Origin of the sequence: Methylobacterium phyllostachyos, from assembly GCF_900103445.1 — a bacterium.
Lineage (GTDB): Bacteria > Pseudomonadota > Alphaproteobacteria > Rhizobiales > Beijerinckiaceae > Methylobacterium > Methylobacterium phyllostachyos.
The window spans coordinates 230,877-257,204 of the sequence record NZ_FNHS01000009.1; the positions used below are offsets into that span (position 1 = coordinate 230,877).

21 protein-coding genes and 1 pseudogene are annotated in these 26,328 nt (G+C 68.3%); 10 read left to right on the top strand and 12 right to left on the bottom strand.

The annotated features are described in order from the left end of the window. The first annotated feature begins 12 nt into the window (after positions 1 to 12). From BLQ49_RS16325 to BLQ49_RS29045, 4 genes are read left to right on the top strand one after another with little or no spacing between them, the layout of a single operon-like run. Entirely contained in the window at positions 13 to 309 is a 297-nt protein-coding gene (locus BLQ49_RS16325) for a nucleotidyltransferase family protein (protein WP_091717428.1), read from the top strand. Then, positions 290 to 652 (top strand): HepT-like ribonuclease domain-containing protein, encoded by a 363-nt coding sequence (locus tag BLQ49_RS16330; RefSeq protein WP_091717430.1) that lies wholly within the window; start codon positions 290 to 292, stop codon positions 650 to 652. Before BLQ49_RS16325 ends, BLQ49_RS16330 begins: the two co-directional genes overlap by 20 nt. Positions 653 to 674: 22 nt before the next feature. Then, positions 675 to 3,821: a DNA polymerase I gene (polA, locus tag BLQ49_RS16335; protein WP_091717432.1), complete on the top strand. Its 3,147-nt coding sequence runs from the start codon at positions 675 to 677 to the stop codon at positions 3,819 to 3,821. A gap of 44 nt (positions 3,822 to 3,865) precedes the next feature. Continuing rightward, the gene (locus tag BLQ49_RS29045; RefSeq protein WP_143012269.1) at positions 3,866 to 4,813 is read left to right on the top strand and encodes a hypothetical protein; all 948 of its coding nucleotides are present in this window, start codon (positions 3,866 to 3,868) and stop codon (positions 4,811 to 4,813) included. Positions 4,814 to 4,918: 105 nt separating this feature from the next. On the opposite strand, the gene BLQ49_RS16340 is transcribed toward BLQ49_RS29045, so the two are convergent. Beyond that, positions 4,919 to 5,323, bottom strand: coding sequence for a GrpB family protein (locus tag BLQ49_RS16340; protein ID WP_244507627.1), 405 nt, complete (start codon positions 5,321 to 5,323; stop codon positions 4,919 to 4,921). A 230-nt stretch (positions 5,324 to 5,553) separates the two neighbouring features. Here BLQ49_RS16340 and BLQ49_RS16345 point away from each other — a divergent pair, with 230 nt between their 5' ends. The 3 genes from BLQ49_RS16345 to BLQ49_RS16355 all read left to right on the top strand — a co-directional run bounded on the left by BLQ49_RS16345 (position 5,554) and on the right by BLQ49_RS16355 (position 10,514). Continuing rightward, complete coding sequence (locus BLQ49_RS16345) at positions 5,554 to 7,641, top strand: hybrid sensor histidine kinase/response regulator (RefSeq protein WP_091717574.1); 2,088 nt, start codon at positions 5,554 to 5,556, stop codon at positions 7,639 to 7,641. A gap of 55 nt (positions 7,642 to 7,696) precedes the next feature. Continuing rightward, the gene (locus BLQ49_RS16350) at positions 7,697 to 8,668 is read left to right on the top strand and encodes an NADPH:quinone oxidoreductase family protein (RefSeq protein WP_091717434.1); all 972 of its coding nucleotides are present in this window, start codon (positions 7,697 to 7,699) and stop codon (positions 8,666 to 8,668) included. Between the two features lie 163 nt (positions 8,669 to 8,831). Next, positions 8,832 to 10,514 (top strand): methyl-accepting chemotaxis protein, encoded by a 1,683-nt coding sequence (locus tag BLQ49_RS16355; RefSeq protein ID WP_091717435.1) that lies wholly within the window; start codon positions 8,832 to 8,834, stop codon positions 10,512 to 10,514. Between the two features lie 109 nt (positions 10,515 to 10,623). Here the strand turns inward: BLQ49_RS16355 and BLQ49_RS16360 are convergent, their stop codons facing one another. From BLQ49_RS16360 to BLQ49_RS16370, 3 genes are read right to left on the bottom strand one after another with little or no spacing between them, the layout of a single operon-like run. Then, positions 10,624 to 11,637: an adenosine kinase gene (locus tag BLQ49_RS16360; RefSeq protein ID WP_091717436.1), complete on the bottom strand. Its 1,014-nt coding sequence runs from the start codon at positions 11,635 to 11,637 to the stop codon at positions 10,624 to 10,626. 51 nt (positions 11,638 to 11,688) lie between these two features. Continuing rightward, on the bottom strand, positions 11,689 to 12,273 hold the full coding sequence (locus BLQ49_RS16365; protein WP_091717437.1) for a Uma2 family endonuclease: 585 nt from the start codon (positions 12,271 to 12,273) through the stop codon (positions 11,689 to 11,691). 34 nt (positions 12,274 to 12,307) lie between these two features. Continuing rightward, positions 12,308 to 13,717, bottom strand: a complete 1,410-nt coding sequence (locus tag BLQ49_RS16370) for an MFS transporter (protein ID WP_091717438.1) — start codon at positions 13,715 to 13,717, stop codon at positions 12,308 to 12,310. Positions 13,718 to 13,969: 252 nt separating this feature from the next. Between BLQ49_RS16370 and BLQ49_RS16375 the strand changes: the two genes are divergently transcribed. Further along, entirely contained in the window at positions 13,970 to 15,700 is a 1,731-nt protein-coding gene (locus BLQ49_RS16375; RefSeq protein WP_091717440.1) for a methyl-accepting chemotaxis protein, read from the top strand. A gap of 85 nt (positions 15,701 to 15,785) precedes the next feature. Here BLQ49_RS16375 and BLQ49_RS16380 read toward each other — a convergent pair whose 3' ends face one another. From BLQ49_RS16380 to BLQ49_RS16395, 4 genes are all read right to left on the bottom strand, one after another. Continuing rightward, positions 15,786 to 16,715 (bottom strand): glutaminase, encoded by a 930-nt coding sequence (locus tag BLQ49_RS16380; RefSeq protein WP_091717442.1) that lies wholly within the window; start codon positions 16,713 to 16,715, stop codon positions 15,786 to 15,788. Between the two features lie 361 nt (positions 16,716 to 17,076). Next, the gene (locus tag BLQ49_RS16385; RefSeq protein WP_091717576.1) at positions 17,077 to 18,846 is read right to left on the bottom strand and encodes an ABC transporter ATP-binding protein; all 1,770 of its coding nucleotides are present in this window, start codon (positions 18,844 to 18,846) and stop codon (positions 17,077 to 17,079) included. 260 nt (positions 18,847 to 19,106) lie between these two features. After that, positions 19,107 to 20,489 (bottom strand): MFS transporter, encoded by a 1,383-nt coding sequence (locus tag BLQ49_RS16390; RefSeq protein ID WP_091717444.1) that lies wholly within the window; start codon positions 20,487 to 20,489, stop codon positions 19,107 to 19,109. After that, on the bottom strand, positions 20,486 to 21,184 hold the full coding sequence (locus BLQ49_RS16395) for a PRC-barrel domain-containing protein (protein ID WP_091717579.1): 699 nt from the start codon (positions 21,182 to 21,184) through the stop codon (positions 20,486 to 20,488). The genes BLQ49_RS16390 and BLQ49_RS16395 overlap by 4 nt, the downstream gene beginning before the upstream one ends. A 301-nt stretch (positions 21,185 to 21,485) precedes the next feature. Between BLQ49_RS16395 and BLQ49_RS16400 the strand changes: the two genes are divergently transcribed. After that, positions 21,486 to 21,893 (top strand): hypothetical protein, encoded by a 408-nt coding sequence (locus BLQ49_RS16400; RefSeq protein WP_091717446.1) that lies wholly within the window; start codon positions 21,486 to 21,488, stop codon positions 21,891 to 21,893. A gap of 29 nt (positions 21,894 to 21,922) precedes the next feature. Here BLQ49_RS16400 and BLQ49_RS16405 read toward each other — a convergent pair. Beyond that, positions 21,923 to 22,282 (bottom strand): annotated as a pseudogene (locus tag BLQ49_RS16405) (PRC-barrel domain-containing protein); the annotation flags it as partial. A gap of 114 nt (positions 22,283 to 22,396) precedes the next feature. Further along, positions 22,397 to 22,882 carry a DUF2721 domain-containing protein gene (locus tag BLQ49_RS16410; RefSeq protein WP_091717450.1) on the bottom strand — a complete coding sequence of 162 codons (486 nt, stop codon included), beginning with the start codon at positions 22,880 to 22,882 and terminating at the stop codon, positions 22,397 to 22,399. Positions 22,883 to 23,294: 412 nt separating this feature from the next. Here BLQ49_RS16410 and BLQ49_RS16415 point away from each other — a divergent pair, with 412 nt between their 5' ends. Continuing rightward, positions 23,295 to 23,672 (top strand): SWIB/MDM2 domain-containing protein, encoded by a 378-nt coding sequence (locus BLQ49_RS16415; protein ID WP_091717452.1) that lies wholly within the window; start codon positions 23,295 to 23,297, stop codon positions 23,670 to 23,672. Between the two features lie 280 nt (positions 23,673 to 23,952). Here the strand turns inward: BLQ49_RS16415 and BLQ49_RS16420 are convergent, their stop codons facing one another. Then, complete coding sequence (locus BLQ49_RS16420) at positions 23,953 to 24,750, bottom strand: SDR family NAD(P)-dependent oxidoreductase (RefSeq protein WP_091717454.1); 798 nt, start codon at positions 24,748 to 24,750, stop codon at positions 23,953 to 23,955. A gap of 67 nt (positions 24,751 to 24,817) precedes the next feature. Next, positions 24,818 to 26,218 (bottom strand): MFS transporter, encoded by a 1,401-nt coding sequence (locus tag BLQ49_RS16425; protein ID WP_091717457.1) that lies wholly within the window; start codon positions 26,216 to 26,218, stop codon positions 24,818 to 24,820. Positions 26,219 to 26,328: the final 110 nt, after the last annotated feature.

Below are 26,328 nucleotides of genomic sequence, written 5' to 3' on the forward strand. Positions count from 1 at the left end.
AGTTCCGTCGCCATGGATAAGCTCGCTGCCCTCGACATCCTGCGCGCCAACGAGGCGGAGCTGCGCCGTCGCGGGGTGCTGCATGCGGCGCTGTTTGGTTCGGTCGCTCGCGGCGAGGCGGGGGCGGATAGTGATCTTGATGTGATGATCGACATCGATGCGCCGGTCGTTGGCGGTGTCTATGGCTATGTCGGGCTCTGCCACTTCATCGATGATCTATTTCCGATCCGGGTCGATGTGGCGAACCGGGCGGCCTTGAAGGATCGGGTCCGCACGCGGGCCGAGCGTGATGCCGTTTTCGCCTTCTGAGCGCGAGCGCACCGCCTGCGCCGACATCGTCGTCAACGCGGAGCGCGCCGCTCGCTTCGTGGCGGGGTTCACGCTGGAGACTTTTGGTGCGGACGAGCGCACGCACTTCGCGGTCGTGCGCTGCCTGGAGATCGTCTCGGAGGCGAGCCGCCGATTGAGCGCCGAGACGAAGGCCCGGTATCCCGACGTGCCGTGGCGACAGATCGCGGATGCCGGCAATGTCTATCGCCACAGCTACCACCGGGTGACGCTGGACATCGTCTGGCTGACCGTCCACCACGAATTGCCCGTTCTCGTCGCGGCCTGCCGCGCCGAGCTGGACCGCGCCGCGCCCGACCCCTGATCGCCCCGAGCCGCCCGAGCCCATGACCGACGCGAAGCCCGAGACCAAACCCGTCGGACCCGGCGATCAGGTGATCCTGGTCGACGGCTCGTCGTTCATCTTCCGGGCCTATTTCCAGTCGATCAATCAGGACCAGAAGTACAATTCGCGCCCCTCGGACGGGTTGCCCACCGGTGCCGTGCGGCTGTTCTGCACCAAGATCGCGCAGTTCCTGCAGGACGGTGCCGCCGGCACGATGCCGACCCATCTCGGCATCGTCTTCGACAAGTCCGAGGGCTCGTTCCGGAAGGAGATGTTCCCGGACTACAAGGGCCACCGCCCGGACGCGCCGGATGATCTCAAGCGCCAGATGCCGCTGATGCGCGACGCGGTCCGCGCCTTCGGCCTGCACGCCGTCGAGCTGCAGCGCTACGAGGCCGACGACCTGATCGCCACCTATACCCGCCAGGCCGAAGCCCGGGGCGCGGGCGTCATCATCGTGTCCTCCGACAAGGACCTGATGCAGCTCGTCGGGCCGCAGGTGCGGTTCTACGATTTCGAGTCGGGCTCCAAGGGCAAGCCTGGCTATCGCCCCGAGCGCAACCTCGACGTCGAGGCGATCATCGCCAAGTGGGAGGGCCTTCAGCCCAACCAGATCGGCGATGCGCTGGCGCTGATCGGCGATACCTCCGACAACGTGCCCGGCGTTCCCGGCATCGGCCTGAAGACGGCTGCGGCCCTGATCAAGGAGTTCGGCAGCCTCGACGCGCTGCTCGAGCGGGCCAGCGAGATCAAGCAGCCCAAGCGCCGGGAGACCCTGCTCGCCAGCATCGATCAGGCGCGGCTCTCGCGACAGCTCGTGGCGCTGATGGAGGATGTGCCGGTCCCGGTGCCGCTGGACGAACTCGGCGTGCCCAAGCCCGACCCGGAAAAGCTCGTCGGCTTCCTGAAGGCGATGGAGTTCAACACGCTGACCCGCCGCATCGCCCAGATGCTGCACGTCGACCCCGAGGCGGTGAAGCCCGATCCGCGGCTCCTGCCGGGCGCCCGGCCGCACGGCTACAGCAACGGCGCGGGCGGCAGCGACGCGGTGCCGTTCTTCGGCGATTCCGTCCCGCCCGACCCCGAGACCGCGGCGGCCGGCACCGAGCGCCCGCCGGGCGCCGCCCCGCCGGAGGGCGGCGAGATCGACCCCTTCGCCGATCTCGACCTGCCCGACGCCCCCGCCAAGCCCCGGGCGCCCGTCGAGGCGACGCCGGGCAACGTGGTGGCGGCGCGCGCTGCCGAGGCGGTGGCGCCGTTCGACACCGCCGCCTACGAGACCGTCGCCAGCCTGGACCAGCTCGACGCCTGGATCGCCGAGGCCGAAGAAGCCGGGGTGATCGCGGTCGATACCGAGACCGACGCCCTCGACGCCCACAAGGCCGGCCTCGTGGGCGTCTCGTTGGCGGTGGCTACCGGCCGGGCCTGCTACATCCCGCTTGCCCACATCCAGGCTGCCAAGGTGCAGGCCGATGCCACCGACCTGTTCGGTGAGGGCGCCGCGGCCTCCGACGTGGCCGAACCGGTGCCTGGCCAGATCCCCCTGAAGGAGGCCATCGCTCGGCTGAAGCCGCTCCTGGAGAACCCGGGCGTCCTGAAGGTCGGCCAAAACCTGAAATACGATTGGGTCGTGCTGGCCCGATACGGGATCGAGATCGCGCCCTTCGACGACACGATGCTGATTTCCTACGTGCTCGATGCCGGCAAGGGCGGCCACGGCATGGACGAACTCGCCCGCCGCCATCTCGGCCACCAGCCGATCACCTTCTCGGACGTGGCCGGCACCGGCCGCAACAAGGTGACGTTCGACCGCGTCGCCATCGACAAGGCCACTGCCTACGCGGCCGAGGACGCGGACGTGACCTTACGCCTGTGGCGGATGATGAAGCCGCGCCTCGTGGCCGAGCACCGGGTCGCGGTCTACGAGACTCTGGAGCGGCCCCTGCTGCCGGTGATCGCCCGGATGGAGCAGCGCGGCATCCGGGTCGACCGGGAGATGCTGAGCCGGCTCTCGGGCGATTTCTCGCAAATCCTCGTCCGCCTGGAGGAGGAGATCCAAGAGGATGCCGGCGAGAAGTTTTCGGTCGGCTCGCCGAAGCAGATCGGCGACATCCTGTTCGGGAAGATGGGCCTGCCGGGCGCCAAGAAGACGCCCTCGGGCCAGTGGGCGACGCCCGCCACGCTCCTCGAAGAACTGGCCCAGGCGGGGCACGAACTCCCCAAGAAGATCCTGGAATATCGTCAGCTCTCGAAGCTAAAATCCACCTACACGGACTCGCTCCAGACCCATGCGGATCGCGAGACGGCGCGGGTCCACACCTCGTTCTCGCTGGCGGCGACCACCACCGGGCGGCTGTCCTCGTCCGAGCCGAACCTGCAAAACATCCCGATCCGCACCGAGGAGGGCCGGCGCATCCGCCGCGCCTTCGTGGCGGCCCCCGGCAACCGGCTGATCTCGGCCGATTACTCGCAGATCGAGCTGCGGCTGCTGGCCCACATGGCCGACATCCCGGAGTTGCGAAAAGCGTTCGCGGACGGGATCGACATCCACGCGGCGACCGCTTCGGCGATGTTCGGCGTGCCGCTCAAGGAGATGACGCCTGACCTGCGGCGGCGGGCCAAGACCATCAATTTCGGCATCATCTACGGCATCTCGGCCTTCGGGCTGGCCGACCGGCTCGGCATCGGCCGCGAGGAGGCCTCGGCGTTCATCAAGCAGTATTTCGAGCAGTTCCCGGGCATCCGCGACTACATCGACACCACCAAGCGGAGCTGCCGCGACAAGGGCTACGTCACCACCCTGTTCGGCCGGGTCTGCCACTATCCGCAGATCCGCTCCAACAACCCGTCCGAGCGGGCCAGCGTCGAGCGTCAGGCGATCAACGCGCCGATCCAGGGCTCGGCCGCCGACATCATCCGCCGGGCCATGACTCGGATGGAGGCGGCGCTCGCCGCTAAGAAGCTCAAGGCGCAGATGCTGCTGCAGGTGCACGACGAGCTGGTGTTCGAGGTCTCCGAGGACGAGGTGGAGGCCGCGATCCCGGTGATCGCCGCGGTGATGGAGCAGGCGCCGGCGCCGGCTTTGACGCTGAAGGTGCCGCTGGTGGTGGAGGCCAAGGCGGCGGGGAATTGGCAGGAGGCGCATTGAGGCTATGTGATCGTTCGCGATCAGGGATTTGCGAGCACAATTAAATGCGCAAAACAATAGATGTCCTCAATAAAGATTTGGCAGACTATATAGATTGTCTTGCTGAATTATGCGATCAGGGACATCGTCGTTTTAGGGTGTTGCCATTCTTTAATTTTGATACAAGAGTCGAGATACTAGATATCGACATTGTGGATCAATGGGAGGAGCAGGTAAAGCAGTTGCATTTGAGAAATCGGGATAACCTGCTAACAGATCTGAAGACAGAATATGGAACAATTGATTTTGACCAAAAAGTGCAGAATTTTAAAGATATTGGTGCGGCGCCTATTTCCATAATTGCACAATATAATTTATTTGAAAGACAAATAAGGTCATCTTTCGTTTCCTGTAATTACTATCCCGCACTGACGGGCGCATGTGCTCTCGGAGAACGTATACTCAACCATTTGATTTTTGATTTGAAGGAATATTTCAAAAAATCGCCTCATTATAAGAAGATATATAGAAAAAAATCTTTTGATAACTGGGATTTTATGCTTTCCGTATTAACAGATTGGAATGTTTTATTGGCAGATGTGGTACATAATTTTAATGAGTTGAAATTAATTCGAAATCGCTCGATACATTTTAGCTTGGCGACCTATGCTACGTTAAGAGATGATGCGCTAAGCGCTGTTCGTTTGATTTCCATGATTACTGGAAGTCAGTTCGGCGGCTTCGGAACCCAGCCATGGTTCATAGAGGGAACGAAAGGGGCGCCTTTCATAAAAAAAGAATATGAGAAAGTTCCGTTCGTTAGATTTTATTATTTGTCACAATCCTTCTTCGTTGGATTTCGACATAGTCTTGAGTTCAATGAGTACTTCAGGCCGTCGCAGATAGATTTTAATGACTATGGTGACGGGCAAATAACCGACCAAGAATTCTGTAAACGCTTCAACGAGATCGATCAAAGCGAAGTCGCTCGACGTCCTCAGAGAAGTCAGTAAGAATTTTCGGACGATGTGTAATTCATTTGCCTCTTTCGTTGGGCCGCGGATCCTGATCGAGGAATGATTTTCGTTAATGAATTAATTGAGCAGTGCGGTGCATCATCAAGATGGAAAACGTATGTTTAGAACTTCGGAAATGAACGCATCTTTGGCCGCCCGGTAAAGCGCCATTGGCTGGTTCTGATAAGCTCGCTTGAGAGCGTTGTAGCGCTCCACAAGCGCCGGTTCGGACCGCAAAGCGTCAGCGAAGGGGTGGAACAGATCAAGGGCGCCGCCTTTGACGGTCAGTTGAACGCCGAGATGCGGCATCCGGCTCGCATCTGCGAAGGCTGAAAACTCTTCGGTTCGAATCGACCCGTCGTTACGGGCGAAAAGCCGTGCGAGCCGTTCATCGGCGGCCGCAAAGTCGGCGCGTTCGACGCGCACCGCTACGTCGAGATCACCCTTGGTCAGGCAACCCGGTATGGCGGTCGCCCCGACATGCCGGGTCTCCGCCGAGGCGGGCAACTGCGCGCAACTGATCGCTCACCGTCTGGAACAGGCGTTCTGCCGCCGCGCGAGCCGCTTCGCTATCGGCAAGGCGAAACAGTCCTTCGTCAGTCATGCCGTCCGCTTACAGCCTCCCAGGATCGATCCTGTCCAAGCGTTCTTACGCCGTCGATCGCTATCGTCGTCTTGGAGATGCCGCCAAAGCCAGCCATACGGCATACGCCCATGACGTGTACCGTTCAGAATTCGTGACCGACCCCCTCGCCTTCCTTGCCGGCGGCGGCGAAGCCGCGCGCATGATCCGCGCGCGCGACTGGACCGGCCACCCCCTCGGCCCGCCGGAGACGTGGCCGGCCGACTTCCGCGCGGCACTCTCCCTCGTGCTCAACTCGCCGGAATCGATGATCCTGGCCTGGGGGCCCGATCTCCATTTCTTCTTCAACGACACCTACTTCCCGCTGCTCGGGCCGCGCCTGCCCTGGGCCATGGGGGCGCGGTTCGATGAAGTCTGGGCCGATGCCTGGGATCAGGCCAAGCCGATCATCGACGCCGCCCAGGCGGGCCGGCCGGAGCGCTTCGTCGACCTGCCCTGGCAGCTCGATACCGACCGGGGCGCCCGGGACACGTGGTGGACGTTTTCGTATTCCCGCGTCCTCGATGCCGCGGGCGAGGTCGCCGGGCTGTTCATCCTCACCAACGAGACCACCGGCCGGGTGCTGGCCGATTCCGCCCTGGTCGAGAGCCGCGCCCAGCTGGAGGCCGCGCTCACGGAACTCGGCAGCCTCAACGCCACCCTGGCCCATCAGGTCGCGGAGCGGACCGCCGACCGCAACGCCCTGTGGACCCTCTCCACCGACATGATGCTGCGCAGCCTGTTCGACGGGACGATCACCGCGGTGAACCCGGCCTGGACCGAGGTGCTGGGCTGGCAGGCGGACGAACTCGTCGGCACCAACCTGATGAACCTCATCCACCCGGACGATGTGGACCGCACGATCGAGGGGGGCGGGCGCCTCGCGGCCGGCGAGCGTCTGACGCGCTTCGACAACCGCTACCGCCACCGGGACGGCGGCCACCGCTGGATCAGCTGGGCGGCCCGGCCGGGGGATGGGGTGATCAACGCGGTCGGGCGCGACTTCACCGCCGAGCGCGAGCGCGCCGACGCCCTCGCCGCCGCCGAGGAGGCCCTGCGGCAGTCGCAGAAGATGGAGGCGGTGGGCCAGCTCACCGGCGGCCTCGCGCACGACTTCAACAATCTGCTCGCCGGCATTTCCGGCTCCCTGGAGCTGATCCAGACCCGGCTGGCGCAGGGCCGGATGATGGATGTCGACCGTTACATCAACGCCGCCCAGGGCGCGGCCAAGCGTGCCGCCGCCCTGACGCACCGGCTGCTCGCCTTCTCGCGCCGCCAGACCCTCGACCCGAAGCCCACCGACGTGAACCGGCTGGTCGCCGGCCTGGAGGAGCTCATCCGCCGCACCGTGGGGCCGTCCATCGCGGTGGAGGTGAGCGGCGAACCCGGCCTCTGGCCCGCCCTGGTCGATCCGCCGCAGCTCGAGAACGCGCTGCTCAACCTGTGCATCAATGCCCGGGACGCGATGCCGGAGGGCGGGCGGATCGCCATCGCGACCGCCAACACGCGGCTCGACGTGGAATCCGCCCGGCGCCTCGACATGCCGCCGGGGCAGTACCTCGCGCTCTGCGTCACCGATACCGGCACCGGGATGCCGCCGGAGATCGTCGGGCGGGTGTTCGAGCCGTTCTTCACCACCAAGCCGCTCGGGCAGGGCACCGGCCTCGGCCTCTCGATGATCTACGGCTTCGCCCAGCAATCGGGCGGGCAGGTGCGGATCGACTCCGCGGTCGGCCGGGGCACCACGGTCTGCCTCTACCTGCCCCGCCACGGCGGTGCGGTGCCGGAGGAGGATGCGCAGACCGTCCTCGGCGCGCCGCCCCGGGCCGCCCCCGGGGAAACCGTGCTGGTCGTCGACGACGAGCCGACAGTCCGCATGCTGGTGACGGAGGTTCTGGAGGATCTCGGTTACACCGCGATCGAGGCGGCCGACGGCGTTGCCGGGCTCAAGGTGCTGCAATCCGACGTGCGGATCGACCTGCTGGTGACCGATGTCGGGCTGCCCGGCGGGATGAACGGCCGCCAGATGGCCGAAGCCGGGCGGGAGAAGCGTCCCGGCCTCAAGGTGCTGTTCATCACCGGCTACGCGGAGGCGACGGTACTGGGCCACGGTCAGCTCGCCCCCGGCATGCAGGTGATCACCAAGCCGTTCGTGGTCGAGGTGCTGGGCGCCCGCATCCGCGAGATGATCGGGACGGCTTGACCGCAGCGCCGGTTCGGGCCTCATCGGCGGAACACGCCAGGGAGGACGAGACGCCATGAAGGCGCTGCTGTGCACGCGGCTCGACGGGCCGGACCATCTGGAGATCGCCGAGCGGCACGATCCCGTCCCCGGACCGGGCCAGGCCCTGGTGCGGATCCGGCTGGCGGCGCTCAACTTCTTCGACACGCTGATCGTGGCCGGTCGCTATCAGGTGAAGCCGCCGCTTCCGTTCTCGCCGGGGGGCGAGGGTGTCGGGGTGGTCGAGGCGCTGGGGGAGGGGGCTGCCGGCGTCGCCGTGGGCGACCGGGTGATCGTCCATGCCGGGCACGGCTGCTGCGCCGAGACGATCTCCGTCGATGCCAGGCGGCTCACGCCAGTGCCGGACGCGGTGCCGGACGAGCAGGCGGCCGGACTCACCATCACGTACGGCACCTCACTCCACGCCCTCGCCAACCGGGCGCGGCTTCAGCCCGGCGAATGGCTCGCGGTGCTCGGCGCCTCCGGGGGCGTCGGGCTCGCCGCCGTGGAGCTCGGTCGGCTGATGGGCGCCCGGGTGATCGCCTGCGCGTCGTCCGAGGAGAAGCTCGCCGTCGCCCAGGCCCACGGGGCCGAGGCGGGGCTGGTCTACGATCCCGCGACCCTCAAGGACGAGCTGCGCCGGATCTCGGGCGGCGGGGTCGATGTCGTCTACGACGCGGTCGGCGACGCCTATGCGGAGCCGGCCTTGCGGGCGCTCGGCTGGCGCGGACGCTACCTCGTGATCGGCTTCGCCGCAGGGGACATCCCGCGGCTGCCCCTCAACCTGATCCTCCTCAAGGAACTCGACGTGCAGGGCGTCCACTGGGGCGCTTTCCTCGACCGCGAGCCGGAGGCGCATCGGGCCGACCAGCGCCGGCTGCTCGACTGGGTCGCCGCGGGCAAGCTCACCGCGCAGGTGCACGGAACCTACCCCCTGGCCGAGTTTTCGGAGGCGTTCGGCCTGCTGACCCGCCGGGCGGCGGTCGGCAAGGTATTGCTGCGGCCCTGATCGAGCGGACGCAGCAGGCGACCGCGCAGCCTGAAATCCTGAGCGTCCGGCGAAATCGTCGTGACAGCTCTGCGCTGGTTGCATCGAGTAATGCGAGCGATTTTGTGCTCGTCGTCACCGTCTTGTGTCAAAAACCCAGCGTCAAAACGTTGGAGAAAGTGCGATGAATTCGTTGCGGGGCGTCACTTTTAAATTGGCGGTGCCATCTTTGATTGGATTTCTCTTATTGATTGCTACGACGTATGAAAATTTGTCTCAGATCGCCTCTGTTGCGACATCTGCCTCGGAAATTCGTGACACGTGGATGCGGAAGGATGCCGAGCTGAGCGCACTTCAATTCACGGTTCTTCGCTATCACACGACGACGATACGCAAAGTTGTGGCCACTGAAGACCGTGAGAACCGGGATCTCGATCAAGAATTCGTCGAGATGGATGCCGCGATCCCCGAGGCGTTCCGGCGGTACCGGACCTTGATCGGCTCCCCCCGCGAGGCGACGCTCTGGAATACGTTTGAGACGCGGTGGCAGGGTTATCTCACGGCCCGCGGCGTGATCATCGCCGCCCTCAAGCGCGGCGATCGGGATGCGGCCCGCGACGCTATTGCCCCGGCCCGCCAGCCGCTGGTCGACACGTTCGGTGCCCTTGCCGACCTCGCACGCGTCAACGCCGAGGGCACAAAGCTGTCCACGGAACGGGCCGAGGCGGCCTATCGGACCGCCTGGACCGTGTCGATCGGCCTGTTGCTGGCCGGCCTGCTGGTCACCGGGGCGGGTCTCTGGGTGGTCTGGCGTATGGTGGCACGGCCGATCCGGTCCCTGGCGGGCGTCATGGGCCGCCTCGCCGCGGACGATCTGACCGCGACGGTCTCCGGCACCGGGCGGCGCGACGAGATCGGCGCCATGGCGGCCTCCGTCCAGATCTTCAAGGACGGGCTGATCCGGGCCCGCGCCCTCGAGGCCGAGGCCGTCCAGGCCCGTACCGGCGCCGAGGCGCAGCGCCGGGCGGGCATGCGCCAGATCGCCGACGCGTTCGAGAACGCGGTCGGGGGCATCATCGGCACGGTTTCAGCGGCGGCCTCGGCGCTCCAGGGCACGGCCGCAATCATGAGCGAGACGGCGTCCGGAACGGCCGACCGCTCCAGGCGGGTGGCCAGCGCGGCCGAGACCGCCGCCGGCAACGTCAACACCGCGGCCTCGGCGGCCGAGGAACTCGGCTCCTCGGTCCAGGAGATCGGCCGTCAGGTGTCGAGTTCCGCGGCGCTGACCCAGTCGGCTGTCGAGGAAGCCGACGCCACCGCCCATCTGGTGCAGGATCTGAGCGGTGCGGCCTCGCAGATCGGCGATGTGGTGACGATGATCACCACGATCGCCGAGCAGACGAACCTCCTGGCCCTCAACGCCACGATCGAGGCGGCCCGGGCCGGGGAGGCGGGCCGCGGCTTCGCCGTGGTGGCCGCCGAGGTGAAGGAGCTGGCCGGACAGACCGCGCGGGCGACCGAAGAGATCAGCGGCCATATCGCCCGGATCCAGGGATCGACCGGCGATGCCGTGTCGGCCATCGGCCGGATCGGCGGGCGCATCCAGGAGATCCGCTCCGTCACGACGCTGATCGCCGCGGCGGTGGAGCAGCAGGGCGCGGCTACGCAGGAGATCGTCCGCAACGTCGCGCAGGCGGCGCAGGGGGCCGGCGAGGTCACCGGCACCATCACGGACGTCGCCGGGGCCGCGAAGGAGACCGGGGCGGCGGCGGATCAGGTCCTCACCGCGGCCTCGGAGCTGACGCAGCATTCCGAGCAGCTCGGCCGCGAGGTGACACGCTTCCTCGCGACCGTGCGGGCCGCCTGAGCGCTCTCCGCAGAAGCGAATGCCGGTTCTGCGGAGCGCACGTCACAACAGACGCTTGGAGCCGGGCTCGATTGCAACGCGATCGCACTCGGCTCGCAGCAAGGCGGGTTCAGAGCAGTCCGCGCGCCTTGGCGAGATCGACGAGGTCCGTCTGCGGGCGGGCGCCGATGTGCTGGATCACCTCGGCGGCCGCCAGCGTGCCGAGCCGGGCGCTGGCGACGTTGTCGAGGCCGCGGGCGTGGCCGGCGAGGAACCCGGCCGCGAACAGGTCACCGGCCCCGGTCGTGTCCACCACCGCGTGGACCGGGCTCGCCTCGACGGCGCGAACCTCGCCGCCCTGGACCACCAGGGCGCCGTCGGCCGAGCGGGTGACGAGGCCGAGGAGGTGGCGGCCGCGGGCGTTGCGCTCGTCACGCAGGGCCGCCACGGCGGCCTCGGCATCATCGGTCTGGTAGAGGCTCTGGAGCTCGCCCATGTTGGCGAACAGGATGTCGATGCTGCCGTCGCGGATCAGACCCAGGAACTCGTCCCGGTAGCGGCCGACGCAGAAGGCGTCCGACAGGGTCAGCGCCACGGCGTTGCCGGCTTGGTGGGCGATCTGGGCGGCCTTGCGGAACGCGTCCTTGGCCGCCGGCGGATCCCACAGATAGCCTTCGAGGTAGACGACCCGGGCGGACTTCACCAGCGCGTCGTCGACATCGGCGGGCGAGAGGCCCTGGCAGGCACCGAGATAGGTGCTCATCGTGCGCTCGCCGTCCGGCGTCACCAGGATGAGGCAGCGGGCCGTGGCCGGCCCCTCGGACGCCGCCGGGACGGTGAAGCCGACGCCGGTGGCCTTCAGGTCGTGGCCGAACAGGGTGCCGAGCTCGTCGTCCCGCACCTTGCCGACGAAGCCTGTCTTGGCGCCGAGGAGCGCCGCGCCCACGGCGGTGTTCGCCCCCGAGCCGCCCGACACGATCGTCGTCTGACCCATGGCCGCAAACAGCGATTCCGCCCGCGGCTCGTCGATGAGCTGCATGGCGCCCTTGGTGACGCCCTGATCGGCGAGGAAGGATTCGTCTGCGCGGGCGATCACGTCGACGATCGCGTTGCCTAGCACGAGGAGATCGAGGGAGGCTGTCATCGGGCGTCCTGATTGGGGTTCGCGCCGCTGTGACATCCGCCTCGGATCGGATCAAGCCGCGGGATCTGCGGGGGGCGGGAGATCGGCGAAGAGGTCGGCGACGGGCAGGGTCAGGCCGGGTGGGGTGAGGTCGAGGATGCCGTCGGTGGCGATGCGGGTCTCGATCAGCTCTTCGGCGCCGCGTCGATGATGGATGACCAAGCGCTTGACCGGATCAATCATCAGATAATGCGCCACGCTCGCGAGACTGAAATATCGCGCCAGTTTGAAGCCTGCATCGACTGAGCGCGTACCCGGCGACTGGACTTCAACGACGATCACGGGATCGGGCACCTCGATGGCCTCAACATCCATCTGTGGCCCGCAATACACGAGGGCATCGGGCTCAAAGGTCGTCGTTCCATCGATGCGGACCGTCATGCCGTCGGGCATCATGTGGCAGCGGCAGCCAGTTCCGGCCGCCGTGATCGCCCGTTTCAAGGCCGTTTGTGTCGCGTACTTCACCAGAGCATGTCCGGCCCGTTCCGGCGCCATCGCGAAGACCTCGCCGTCGACCAGTTCGAAGCGCCCCGGCTGAGCTTCGGCCCAGACCAGGAATGTGTCGACGTCCATCCGTTGCTTCGGCAGTGCGACCATGCGCTTAGCGTAACACGATTCGAACCGGCAGACCTCAGCCGGCGATCTTCTCCAGCGCCACATTCCGCGTCCGCGGGCCGAGGAGGCCAACAAGCAGCCCCGCGGCCAGCATCGCCGCCGAGATGAACAGGAACACCCCCGGCGTCCCCGCCTCGCGCAGCACGAAGGCGATGACGAAGCCGGTAAAGATCGCCGAGAACCGGCTCCACGAATACACGAAGCCCACCGCCCGGGCGCGGATGCCGGTCGGGAACAGCTCGGCCTGATAGGCGTGGAAGCTGTACGACATCACGTTGGAGGCGAGCGTCAGGCCGATGCCGAGCGCCACGATCGCCTCGACCTCCGTGGTCCGCGCGAAGGCGAGCCCGCAGGCGATGTACACGAGGGCGGCCGCCACGATGACGTGCTTGCGCTCGAACCGGTCGGCGATGATAAGACCGATCAGCGGCCCGACCGGGGCGGCGAGCGCGATCAGCGCCGTGTAGGCGAGGCTCGACGTGACCGTGACGCCCTGCGCTACCAAGAGCGTCGGCACCCAGTTGGCGAAGCCGTAGAAGCCCACGGTCTGGAACACGTTGAACCCGGCCATCATCAGCGCCCGGCGGCGATAGGGCGCCACCCACAGGTCGCGGAAGGCGCCGCGCGGCTGCACCGGCTCCGGCGCGGCGGGCGCGGGCAGCGGGCGCCCGAATTCCGCGGCGACCTGCGCTTCGAGCTGCCGCAGGACCGCGTCCGCCTCCGCGAGCCGCACGTGCTCAACGAGCCAGCGCGGACTCTCCGGCAGGCCCGCGCGCAGCCACCAGACCCCAAGGGCTGCCGAGGCGCCGATCAGCACGACCCAGCGCCAGCCGTCGATGCCCAAAGGGGCGGTCGGGATCAGCAGGTAGGAGAGGAACGCCACCACGGGGACCGCCGTGAAGCCGATGCCCTGGCACAGGGCGAAGGCGCGGCCGCGCACCGCCTTCGGCACCAGCTCCGAGAGGTAGCTGCCGATCGTCACCATTTCCAGCCCCAGGCCAATCCCGGCAACGAGCCGCCAGAGGTTGAGCCCGAAGGCCTCATGCTGGCACGCCATCACGAGATTGGCGGCGGTGTAGGCCAGGAGCGACCACATGAAGATCGCCCGGCGCCCGAACCGGTCGGCGAGCCAGCCGCACAACAGGGTGCCGATGAACAGGCCGGTGAACAGGGCGGCCACGAAGCTCGCGACGCCGCTCGCCCCGAACAGGCCGGGGGTAGTCGGCGTCAGGATCCCGCCCTTGACCAGACCCGGTGCGACGTAGCCGGTGAACAGCAGATCGTAGAGTTCGAAGAAGAAGCCGAGGCCCAGCAGCACCACGAGCCGCCAGATCGTGCGCGTGGCGGGCAGCCGGTCGAGGCGCGCGAGGAGGTTGCCGGGATCAAGGGCGTCGGCCGCTCCCGGTCCGTGTGTCGTGGTGGCCATATGCGCGTGCTCTGCCCGTATCCGGCTCCGGGCCGTATCCTCGGCCACTCGCCCGGAACAGCGCCGCCCGCAAGGGCCGGGGCGTCGATCGGGTGTTCGCCAGGAGCGGTCGCACCGGAGGCGGTGGCGTCGATATCGGCCGCGGGCGGTTAAAATTTGCGCTGAACAAGGGTGGCTTTGGGCAGGGCGGATGCAGCGTCCTGCACCGCCGTAGTTAGGAATTCAGGTTTATCGCTGCGTCTGGGCCGAAGCATGGGCGGAACCGTTACCGAGGAGACAGCCGAGGCCGTGCTGGTCGAGGCGTTGAACGGCGTGAGCACGCTGCTGCACTATGCGGCGCAGGCCAACGGACAAGCCGGCAGCTTCACCCGGGAGATCCGGCGTCAGAGTTCCGGTGTCGAGGCATCGCTTGCGGCCACGCGGGATAGTGTCGGGCGCGACACGGCTGCCCGCACCGCAGCCGATCTGCGCAACTTGCTGGTCGGCGCAGTGGCGGACGCCATGCGGGTCGTCACGTCGGAGATGCAGCGCATCGCGGAGCGGATCGACGCCAAGGCGTCCGAGGCAGGGCGGCTGGTCGCGATGATCGATCAGATCGGTGCCACGATCCGGCTGCTGTCGCTCAATGCGACGATCGAGGCAGCGCGGGCCGGAGCCGAGGGCCGCGGCTTCGCCGTCGTGGCCATGGAGGTCCGGGACCTCGCCAACCGGACCCGGGAGAGTGCCCGCACCGCCGCGACGGTCATCGATTTCTCGGACGTGCGCGCCGAGCTCGAAGCCCTGCGTCAGTCGACCGATCATGCCCTCGACGACCTCGGCGGGGTGGTACGGGTGACCTCCGACCGGATCGAGACGTTGCTCGGCACCGTCGGCGGCGAGCTGGCCGCGATCAGCGCCAGCAACGCCTCGATCAACGAGGCACTCGCCGCGATGCAGGGTTGCCTCGACCGCACGGAAGCGAAGACCGCGCGGGCCACAGCGCTCGTCGGGGATGTCGCGACGGCCGTCTCGGGCGGGCCGACGCCCGATCCGGTCCGGTATGGCCTTGCGCGCCTGCCGGCCCACTACGACCGGCTCGACGCTGTGCTGGCCCGGGGGCGCCTGCGCATCGCGGTCGAACCCGATTTCAAGGGGCTGTCCTTCCGCCAGTCTGCGGGCGGCCCATTGGTCGGGCTCGACATCGACTACGCCACCGCCTTCAGCCGCTACCTCGGGGTCGAGGCGCAGTTCGTCGAATGCCCCTGGGACCAGTGTACGGAACTCCTGGCCGTGGGCCGCGGCCCGGGCGACCCGCCTGTCGATATCGTCTGGTCGGCCCTGCCGCCGAGCGCGGCGTTCACGGGCATCGCCTATTCGCGCGCCTACAGCTACCTGCACTATGTCCTCGCCCGCCGGGCGGGCGACACCCGCATCCGCACGCTTGCCGATCTGGAGGGGCGCACCCTCGGGATCATCAACGATCCGAGTGCATACGCCACCCTGGAGGCGGCAGGCCTGCGCTGGGCGCAGCACCTGGGCGCCGCCGGGCCGCGCCTTGCCACCCTGGGCAGCCTGATCGCGATGACCGATCAGGGCCGCATCCATGACGCCCTCGCCGGGGGCGCGGTGGATGCCTTCGCGGTGGATGCGCCGATCATGCATTGGGCCTGCACCCATCCGGATAGCCCCTGGTGCGGGCGTATCGAGATCCTCCCGGGCAACATCGCCGCGGCGCCTTGGTATTATGCGGCGGCCACGGCCGATCACTCCTCCGCCTGCCGCCTGCTCATGGCGGCCGACGCCTTCATCGCGGGCTTCGTCAACACCCGGGAGCGGGCGGAGATCGAGCGGATGTGGCAGGGCGGGATCATCGCGGGCACGCACGGCTATCGCGACGAGCCCGGAGGCCTGCGCGGCGCAAGCGAACTCGCTGTCGCCTACCGCGCCGTCACCGGACGGGACCCGGTCCTTCCCCATGACCTCGTCGGGCGCCGGGTCGCGTGATCGGCGCTTCCGGGACCAGCACCCGAGTCTCGGCTATCTTGCGTCGTCTTGCGCCGAACCGGTGTCCACTCCGGCCGGGCGCGCTCTAAGCCCCGAACACCGACCAGCCCATGCGCTGTGTCAGGCGCTCCAGAGCGATACGGCCGAGATGGGAGTTGCCGGCGGCGTCGAGGCCCGGCGACCAGACCGCGATCGAGGCTTTTCCGGGCGCCACCGCCAGGATACCGCCGCCGACGCCGCTCTTGCCCGGCAGGCCGACCCGATAGGCGAACTCGCCCGAGCCGTCGTAATGGCCGCAGGTCAGCATGATCGCGTTGATGCGGCGCGCCCGCTCGGCCGAGACCACCGAGTGTCCGGTCGTGGGGTTCATGCCGTTATGGGCCAGGAACCGCCCGGCGGCGGCGAGCTGGCGGCAGGTCATCGCGATGGCGCAATGGTGGAAGTAGACGCCGAGCGTGTAGTCCACCGGATTGTCGATGACCCCGAAGGACTTCATGTAGTTGGCGAGCGCGGTGTTGCGGAAGCCGGTGCGCTTCTCGGAGGCCGCCACCCGCTCGTCGATCGTGATGCTGGGATCCTGGGCCAGGAACTGCATGAAGCGCAGGATCTCGCCCAAAGCCTCGCGCGGCTCGTGGCCCGAGAGGATCAGGTCGGTCACCGCGATGGCGCCGGCATTGATGAACGGGTTGCGCGGCACCCCGCGCTCCCGCTCCAGCTGGACGATGGAGTTGAACGGGTTGCCGGACGGCTCGCGACCGACCCGCTTCCACAACCGGTCGCCGGCCATGCCGAGCGCGAGGGTCAGGGTGAAGACCTTCGAGACGCTCTGGATCGAGAACGGCGTCTCACTGTCGCCGCCCGTGAAGGCTTGCCCCTCCGCGTCGATCACCGCGATGCCGAATTTCTTCGGGTCGATACGGGCGAGTTCGGGGATGTAGTCCGCGACAGCGCCCCGGTCGGAGCGCTCGGTCATCTCCTCGGAGATCTCCCGGATGACGTGGGCGAGGTCGGGCACGGTTGGGCTCAGGGTCGGGATGCCTCGCCCGCGGGCCGGGCCGCGCCGGCGATGCAAGGTCCGGTCCGCGTCGGGCGCGAAGTTTGCGACGCTTTAGCAGCGCGGTTGGGGTGAGGGAACCGCGGGATTGGGGTGGGAGGCAACAGGAGGAACTGCGGGTTTACCCTCCACCTCGGCGGGCTACCGGCTACACAGGTTTGAAGCATGCAGGTGGTGTCGAAGCGCGACAGGCCACCTCTCCCGCACGGGAGAGGGGACCCGCGCACCGTCAAGCTGACGGATGCGCTCGTCGAGATCGCAAACCTTGCAGCCTGCAAAAGGAAGGGCGCGTGGGCATCCGACTCGTTTAATCCACGCAAGCTCAAGCGGCGGCGAGCGCCATCGCCATCGACTCCTTCTTCATCAGCTCGCGGAAGAAGCCGTCGAGATGGGTCAGCTTGTCGGGCGAGCCGTCCTGCGCAATCCGGCCGCCCTCCAGCACGACGATCCGGTCGAAATCCTGCAGCGTCGAGAGACGGTGGGCGATGGCGATCACGGTCCGGCCCTTCATCAGGTTGGCCAGCGCGTGCCGGATCGCCTCCTCGGATTCCGCATCGAGCGCCGAGGTCGCCTCGTCGAGGAGCAGGATCGGCGAATTCTTGAGGATCGCCCGCGCGATGGCGATGCGCTGGCGCTGGCCGCCCGAGAGCTTCACGCCGCGGTCGCCCACGATCGTGTCGAACCCCTCCGGCAGGGCCTTGATGAAGTCGGTGCAATGGGCCGCCTCGGCCGCCTGCCAGACTTCCTCGTCGGTGGCGTCGGGCCGACCGTAGCGGATGTTCTCGCGCAAGCTGCGGTGGAACATCGAGACGTCCTGCGGCACCACCGTGATGGCCTCACGCAGGGATTCCTGCGTCACCCGCTGGATGTCCTGGCCGTTGATCCGGATCGCGCCACTCTGGACGTCGTAGAAACGCTGGAGCAGCGAGAACAGGGTCGACTTGCCGCCGCCCGACCGGCCGACGAGACCGACCCGCTGGCCGGGTTCGATCGTCAGGTCGAAATCCGTGAAGACGGGGCGCCCATCCGGATAATTGAAGGCGACGTGATCGAACTCGATCTTCGCGCCCTGGCCGGTCAGCGGCTGCGCCTCCGGGTGATCGACGAGGTCGTGGGGCTGGAGCAGCGTGTGCAAAGCCTCGGACAGGCGGGCGGTGTGCTGCGTGGCATCGACCAAGGCCACCGCGAGGTCGCGGGTCGCGGCGAGGATGCGGATGCCCAGCGTGCAGACCAGCACGACCTGGCCGTTGGTCGCCTCCTTGGCCTCCCACATCTGGATCGCCCAGTAGAGCAGGCCGAACACGGCGAGCACGGTCAGCACCGCGTGCACGATGCGCAGCTTCTCGAGGTAGAGGAGCGAGGAGCGCCGCGCCCGCATCTCGGTGGCGACGGTGCCCTCGAAGCGCTGGCCCTCCCGCTTGAACGCCGAGAAGGCGCGCACGAGCGACATGTTGCCGACGAGATCGACCATCTCACCATCGACCGAGGCGGCCTTGGCGGCGAAGTCGTGGTGCAGCGGCTTGCCGGCCGCGGCCATCTTGAACATCAGCACGACGACCGCAGCGAACACGCCCGCAAGGATGCCCGCCATGGTGGTGTTGACGGTGGCGATGTAGGCGATCGACCCGAAGGCCGCGACCGTCGGCGGCATCACGTTGAACACGAACATGTTCTCGACCGTGAAGATCGCGTTCGAGGTCGCCGTGATGCGCGACGCCAGGGTGCCGGGCTGCCGATCGGAGAAGAAGGTCGGGGAATGGCCGGTCAGGTGCCGGAACAGGTCGCGGCGGATGTCGCCGGTGATGCCTACGAAGGTGAAGGCGCCGGTCAGCGCCGCGACGCGCCAGAGCATGTTGTCGGCGGCGATGAAGGCGATCAGGACCGCGAGCGCGCTCCAGATCACGGTGTTGCCGGGGCCCGGACCCTTGGTGAGCGCATCGACCACGCCCTTGAGCGCGTAATCGGTCGAAACCGAGAAGCCGACGGCGCCGAGCACCGAGATCAGGATGACCACGTGCGGCACCCAGCGGCGGCGGAGATACCGTCCGACGAAGGCGAAGGGCCTCTCGGCGTATCGGTGCAGCTCTTCCATCGCGGTGACCATTCCGTATTCGCGCGGCTCTGGCTTACGGGCAAGGCGGAGTGCAGCGCGGACGCAGTCGAACCCGCAGCGGCAACGCGAGAGCGTTGCCATATGTTGCACCGGTCCGCACCTCCCGTGCGCTTTTATCCGTCAAACCTGAACACCGCTTGAGCGGTGTGGAAACGTCCAAGCGAATCCGATGCCGCGGTGCCCTGAGCCGGGACATGCGCTCCTGCGCCGAACCGGCAGCCGCTCCGTCGAAGCACGCCCTAGGCCGCGCGCTCCGCAGGATCAGCCCCGGGCTGACGGGTTTCAGGCATGATCAACGCCACCAGCATGAAGGCCGCGAAGCCCACGCAGGCCAGCCCCAGGAAGGCGCTGTGGCTGCCGAGGCGGTCGGCCATCACGCCGGCGAGCGACGTGGACAGGGCGGCGCCGATGCCCATGGCGGTGCCGACCGCGCCGAGGGCGAGGTTGAAGCGCCCGGTCCCACGGGTGAGGTCCGAGACGATGAGCGGCACCATTACGCCGAGGACTGAGGCCGAGATCCCGTCGAGCACCTGGATGGCGACGAGGCCGTAGGGGTTGGTGGTGTAGGCGAGCATCAGGCCGCGCACCGGCAATGCGCCGAAGCCGAACAGCAGCACCGGGTAGCGGCCGAACCGCTCGGCCGCGCGCCCGACCGCGGGGGCGCTGACCGCCAGCACCGCCTGCGGGACCATGATGCAGGCAGCCACCAGGGCGGTTGCGGTCTCACTCGCCCGGAGCGTCAGGACGCTGCCGACCAGCGGCAGCATCGCGGCATTGGCGAGGAAGAACAGCACCATGCAGGCCGAGAAGCACAGGAGCCCGCGGTTGGTGAGCAGCGAGCGGATGCCGTCCTGACCGGCGGCGCGGGGCGCTTCTGGACGTGCCGGCTCCGCGAACACTCCGGAATCGATGTCCCCGGCGCGGATGCGTGCCAGTGCGATCACCGTGGGGATGCCGAGCGCTGCCGTCAGGTAGAACACCGCCCCGTTCGACAGGTAATAGCCGATGGCGCCCATCCCGGCAGCGCCGAGCGCGTTGCCCAGCGCCGCGAAGCTCGCGTTGCGGCCGAGGCGCTCGCCGGCTTGCGCACGCCCGACGAGGCCGATGCTGATCGCCGCGATGGCCGGCGTCAGCACGCAGCTCGCCGCCGAATGTGCCGCCATCGCCAGCAGGACCACCAGAAAGCTCGGCCACACCGCGAGTGCGAAGGCGCTGCCCGCGATGCCGATCACCGCCACCGCGGCCGCGAAGCGCTTCGAGCGGACCACGTCGACGAAGGCTCCGCCCGGCACTTGGCCCAGCAGGGCGACGAGGCTGCCCACGGTGAGGGCGAAGCCGATATCCGACTGGGTCCACTTGGCCTGCGAGAAGTAGACGGCCAGGAACGGCCCGAACCCGGTCTGCAGGTTGGCGACGAAGAACGCGAAGGCGTCGAGCCCGTAGCGGCTCGCCGACGAGATCCGGCGCTCGCCGACGGAGGTCCCGGCCACTGGTGACGGCTCGCGCGGGAACTCGGCCCCCTGGTCCTTCAGGCGCATGGCGCGCGCGCGGATGTCCTGCCGGGGCATCTCGCGCTCGCGGGGGGAGACAGCGGTTCGTACCTTCAATCGGGCCACCGTCATCTATCCGGAGCCTTCTCCGGCGGTGCGGCGGGCGGGGTCTGGCCCGTGGAAGCGGGGGGTGTCGGAGAGGCGACGGGGGGCGCCGGGTTGGCCGCGGGAGCGGCGGCCGGGGCGGCAGGCGAGGCCGCGGGCGCGGCGGCCTGATCGCCCTCGGCCGCGGGTGCGGCGGGGCTCGCGGGGCCCAGGACCACGATCGGCTCGCCCGCCTTGTACTCCGGCGACACGCGGACCTGATTGCGCGTCAGCGCGACCGACAGCTTGCGCTCCTTGCCGCCGTCCGAGCTGAAGCGCAGGGCGCGCCAGTCGACCGCGATCTTGCGGGTGCCGACCCCGAGGAAGCCGCCGAAATCGATGATCGCCGCCCGCGGGTGACCCTCCTTGTCGATGATGATGTCGATGACCCGACCCAGCTCGTCGCCCTGGGCGCTGCGCACGCTGCGGCCGAGCAGGCTCTCGTAATCCTGCGTGTCGAGAACCGTGGCGGGCGTGCCCTGCTGCTGCTGCGCCGGGGTCTGGGCCGCCGCGGCCGGCGCCGGGGCGGGCGAGGCCGGGGCGGGCGAGGCCGGGTTGGTCGCAGGAGGAGCCGGATTCGCCGCAGGTGCCTGGGGCGATGCTTGGCCGGGCGCGCTCTCGCTCCCGCTCGCCTGCACCGCCGCCCCCGACGCCCAGAGGGCGAGCGTCACGGCCGCGATCATCCGGTTGGTTCTGAACACGCTTCGTCCTCTGAGGAAGGGCCGGGCCGAGCCGGCACGCCGGCGCGGTTCCGCCTGCGGATCGCCGTCGTGCCGCAGGACCTGGGCGAAGTTATGGATCCCATCAGCCGCGTCGCAAGGTTCGGGCAAGGTTCAAGGAAGGTTTGGTTCCGCACCCTTGCCGGGACGGCCGTGGCGGTCGCGGGGACGGTGTCTGGTTTTCGCCGCATCCCCGGAGTAGAGAACGGCCCATAAGTCACGCGAGCCGCGGGCAGCACCGCGGCCTTGTTTCGAGGACCACACGATGCCGATCCTCCCCTCGTCGAGCTGCCCCGCCCTGCGCGGCCTCGCGCTGGGCGCCGCCCTGTCCGGACTTGTGGCCGGCTGTCAGGCGCTTGGAGGTGGGGGCGGCGTGATGCCGGCCTCCGATGTCGGGCTCCCGCCCTCCATGCGGGACGCGCTGCCGAACCGGCAGGCCCGCAACGCCGCCGTCGATGCCGACGGCCAGCCGCTCCAGACCGCGCCGACGAAGCAGCTCGCCATCCCGAAGGCCGCCGGCAGCGCGACGCGGTCCGCGGATTCGGGTGAGCGGCGCATCCGGCGCGAGGATCTCGACGGCGGCAACGGCGCGGTCGGGGCCGGGACCAGCAGCGGTTCGATGGGGCCGACGATGGCGCCCGGCGGCAGCGTCGGCCTCGGCGGGAAGTTCTGACGATCCGCGAACCCGCGTCGGTCGACCTAGCCCACGGCCTCATTCGGAGCGCCCGCGAGGACGCCGGGATCGATGTCGACCACGTAGCCGCCGAGTTCCGGGCTGTAGGTCAGGGCCTTCCAGGGCAGCGGGTGATGGGTCTCGCCGAGGCCCAGGAAACCGCCGAACGCCAGCACCGCGTAGGCAACCTGCCCGGAAAGCTTGTCCACCATGATCGTGTGGATGGCACCGAGATGGCGGCCGGTCTGGTCGTAGACCGCCGCGCCCTCGACCTTGTTGGTGGCGATCAGCCGGGCGGTCTCATCGATGGCGATGCCCTCGCCGGTGGGATCGAGCTCTAGAGTCCCGGGCTTTCTGACGGCGCGTTCGTTGGGCAGGTCTGTCGGCATGGTCGCTCCCGGTCGTTGGATGCGGGACTTTCCGCACCCTGTTGCTCGTCAGAACCAAGAGGGAGGCGGGAGACCGGTTCCACGCACCGGGCGTCGGGCATGGGTGTCTCCCGCTCAACTATCCGATGGCAAGCCGGCCTTGGCGCGCCGCTCGTTGATCCGGCTGCGGACCGCGCGGCTGGCCAGCAGCATCTCGAAGCCGAAGGCGACGAGGGCACACAGCGTGCACAGGATCGCCGCGCCGAACAGGCCGAACAGCAGCGTGGCCACCGTCGCGTCTCGGAGCGCGCCGACGAACAGCGTCAGCACCGCGCCGCAGGTGGCGACCCCGCCGAGGGCCGCCAGGACTACGGCGGCATCGAGAGCCAGGGAGCGCTGGTGCAGCCTGTCGAGGCGCCGACCCAGGCGGATGCGCTCGGCATCCGCGGCGCCCGCGAGCAGCCCGGAGACGTGATCGGCCTGATCGGCGACGCGGGCCAGCCGGGAGCCGAAGACGTTGAGCAGAGTCGCGATGCCCGAGAGGAGGAAGACGGGGCTCAGTGCGACCTGGACGACGTGAGCGGTGCTTTCCAGGGTGCCGGGAGTGATGAGATCGGTCATGCCGGCGGGCAGATGGTCCGGTCAGGCCGCCGCGGCAATCCCGGCGCCCTCAGACGAGACCGCGCGCCGGCTCCGTTCCGGTCGCCGCCTCGGCGCGGATGCCGATCCCGAGACCAGTGACGAGGCCTGCGGCGAGCAGCAGTGCGAGCGTGAGGATCGGGGCGAACATCGCTGTACTACGGGGGCAGGATCGTTAAGAACAGGTTTCGCGCTTCTCGATCCGATGAATGAACTACGCGCCGCCCCGGATCGGCCGCTTCCGGTGTGGATTTCGACATGTGCCTTGTGGATGAGGGGCGCGCAGAGGCGATTTCCCCTTGGAACGGCAGCGGCACCGCTTAGTTGCTGCTATGCTGGCTCGGCCGTGGGGTGATCATGCCCCGGCCTGCGGCCCGAGAACCGGAGGAAGTTTATGGCCACGAAGACCGAGAAGGCTGCGCCGAAGGCGGCCAAGACCACCAAGACTGCGGACAAAGAGGCTCCGGCCAAGGCCGCCCCTGCGAAGGCTGCCAAGCCCGCCGCAACCAAGGCGGCCGCCGGCACCAAGCCGAACGCCCTCCAGCAGCCGCTGAAGCCCTCGTCCGAGCTCGGCGCGATCGTCGGCACCAGCCCGCTGCCGCGCGGCGAAGTGGTCAGCAAGGTGTGGGAATACATCAAGAAGCACGATCTGCAGAACCCCGAGAACAAGCGCGAGATCATGGCCGACGACAAGCTGAAGAAGGTCTTCGGCAAGGATAAGTGCTCGATGTTCGAGATGAACAAGCATCTCGCGGCGCATCTGAAAGCCTGATCATTCCCTAGAGCCATGCCCGGTCTATCGTCCGGACGTTCGGCTCTAGGAGCCGTCGCGCTCTCCAGACGATCCTGTCGAGCGCCCGCCTACCCTCGAGCCGCCGCAGCGCGTGCCCGGAACCCAGAACCGTAGGTCCGACCGGATCGCGGCGCCCCGGACAGGGACGCTCTGCGGCTTTGGTTTCCGGGTTCCGCCGCGCGCCTCGTCCTGACCTGAGGCAAGGCTCGAAGTCGGGATGTTGCCCGCGCCGGAGCGAGCTCCGCCGCCAGGCGGAGGTTTATGCGAGACCCTGCAGCACGCCGCCATCGACGCGCAGCGCAGCGCCGGTCGTGGCGCTCGCCGCAGGGCTGCACAGATAGGCGACGAGGTTGGCCACCTCCTCAACCTGCGCGAGCCGCTGGATCAGCGAAGACGGTCGATGCTCGGCGACGAACTTGCGGCCCATGGCATCGAGGTCCGCGTCCGCTTGGCCGCCGGCCATCTGCTTCATGAACTCCGCAACGCCCTCCGAGAGGGTCGGTCCGGGCAGGACGCTGTTCACCGTTACGCCGCTGCCCGCGACCGTCTGGGCGAGGCCGCGGGAAATCGCGAGCTGTGCGGTCTTGGTCATCCCGTAATGGACCATCTCGGTGGGCGTGTTGATCCCCGACTCGCTGGAGATGAAGATGACCCTGCCCCAGCCCCGCTCAGCCATGCCGGACGTGTAGGCCCGCGACAGGCGCACGCCGCTCATCACGTTGACGTCGAAGAAGCGCTGCCAGTCGGCATCCGGGATCTCGAAGAACGGCTTCGGCTCGAAGATCCCGGTGTTGTTGACCAGGATGTCGACCGCCGGCAGCGCCCGCACCAGGGCCGAGACCCCCTCCGCGGTCGCCACGTCGCCCGGCGCCGCGAAGGCACGGCCGGCTTTCGCTTCGCCCCGCAGCTTGGTCAGCGTCGCCTCCACCCGCTCGGGCGTGCGGCCGTTGATGCCGACCTCTGCCCCGAGGTCGCAGAGTTCCTTCGCGATGGCGTAGCCGATGCCGGCGGTCGAGCCGGTGACCAGGGCCTTGCGGCCGGTGAGATCGAGATCCATCGAATCCTCCAACGGTGCGATGCAGCATCAACGCGCATGGGCCGCGTGAGTCACATGCCGGCACCGTCTAACCGGTCCGACTCCGCCGCAGGACGCTGGCACATCCGCCGATCACGGCAAGCGCCGCCGCGCAGGACAGCGAAAGGGTGACGGCCCGGGCGGGCCCGAGGCCATGGGTGAGGCCGAAGATCACCGCCACGAGGGCCGCGCCCAGCGATTGGCCGGTAAGCCGGGCCGTCGATTGCATCCCGCTGGCACCCCCGGCCCGGTCGCGCGGCGCGGAGGTGACGATGACCTTGTTGTTGGGCGACTGGAACAGGCCGAAGCCGAGGCCGCACAGGGTCAGGCGCCAGACGATGTCGAGGGTCGCGGGCGCCGCGGGCAGGAGCGTCATGGAGATGAGACCGGCCGCCAGCATGGCCAGCCCGATCCCGCCGAGGATCCCGGGCGGGTATCGGTCGGCGAGGCGCCCGGAGACCGGCGCCATCGCGGCGACCGCGATCGGCCAGGGGGTGAGCAGGAAGCCGGTCTGCGTGCTGGAGAGGTGCAGCACGTCCTGAAAGTAGAAGGGCAGGGCCACGTAGGAGATCATCTGGGCGCAGAACGAGGCCACGGAGGTCGCCATCGACAGCGCGAAGGCCGGGATCCGCAGCAGGTCGACCGGCAGCAGCGGCGCCGGCAGGCGGATCTGGCGCCGCACGAAGATCGTCCCGATCACCAGGGCGCCGGCCAGCTCCGCGAAGGCCAGGCCCTGTGCCCCGGGATCGCCCAGCCCGTCGATGCCGATGATGAGCAGGCCGAAGGTCAGGGCGTTCAGGACAGCGCTCACGGCGTCGAAGGGCCGTCCACTCGCGGGCGTCACCGGCAGCGTGCGCGAGGCGACCGTCAGCGCCAGGAGGCCCACCGGGATGTTGACGAGGAACAGCCAGGGCCAGGTCGCCACTGAGAGGATCGCGGCCGCCACGGTCGGGCCGGCGGCCGAGGCCACCGCCACCACCAGCGCCACGTTGGCAACGCCCTGGCCGATCATCCGGTGCGGGTAGATGAAGCGCACGAAGCCGATGTTGACGCTCATGATCGCCGCCGCGCCGAGGCCCTGGACGATGCGGGCCGCGATCAGCAGGGGCAGGCTCGGTGCGACCGCGCAGGCCAGCGAGGCGGCCACGAACACCGCGAGCCCGGGCAGGTAGACCCGCCGGAACCCGAAGATGTCGCCCAGCGCCGCCAGCGGCAGGAGGCTCGCGGTGACCGCGATCTGGTAGGCGTTGACGATGAAGATTGCGTCGGCGGGCTTGACCGCGAGATCCTTGGCCATGATCGGCAGCGCCACGTTGACGATGGCGCCGTCGAGGACCGCCATGGTCATGGCGAGCCCGATGGCTGCCATGGCGAGGATTCGTTCGCGCGGCGGCAGGCCGTCCTGCGGGCTACCCGTGGCGGCGCTTGAACCGGGCGGGACCTGCGCCATGATCGCGCGCTCCTGCGGCGTCCGGGGAGTCCGTGACGTCGATGGCGGGGAGGGACCGGGCGCGGAGGCGCCGCGGATGCCGATCCCTGTCGCGCAGGCGGGGCGGTCCG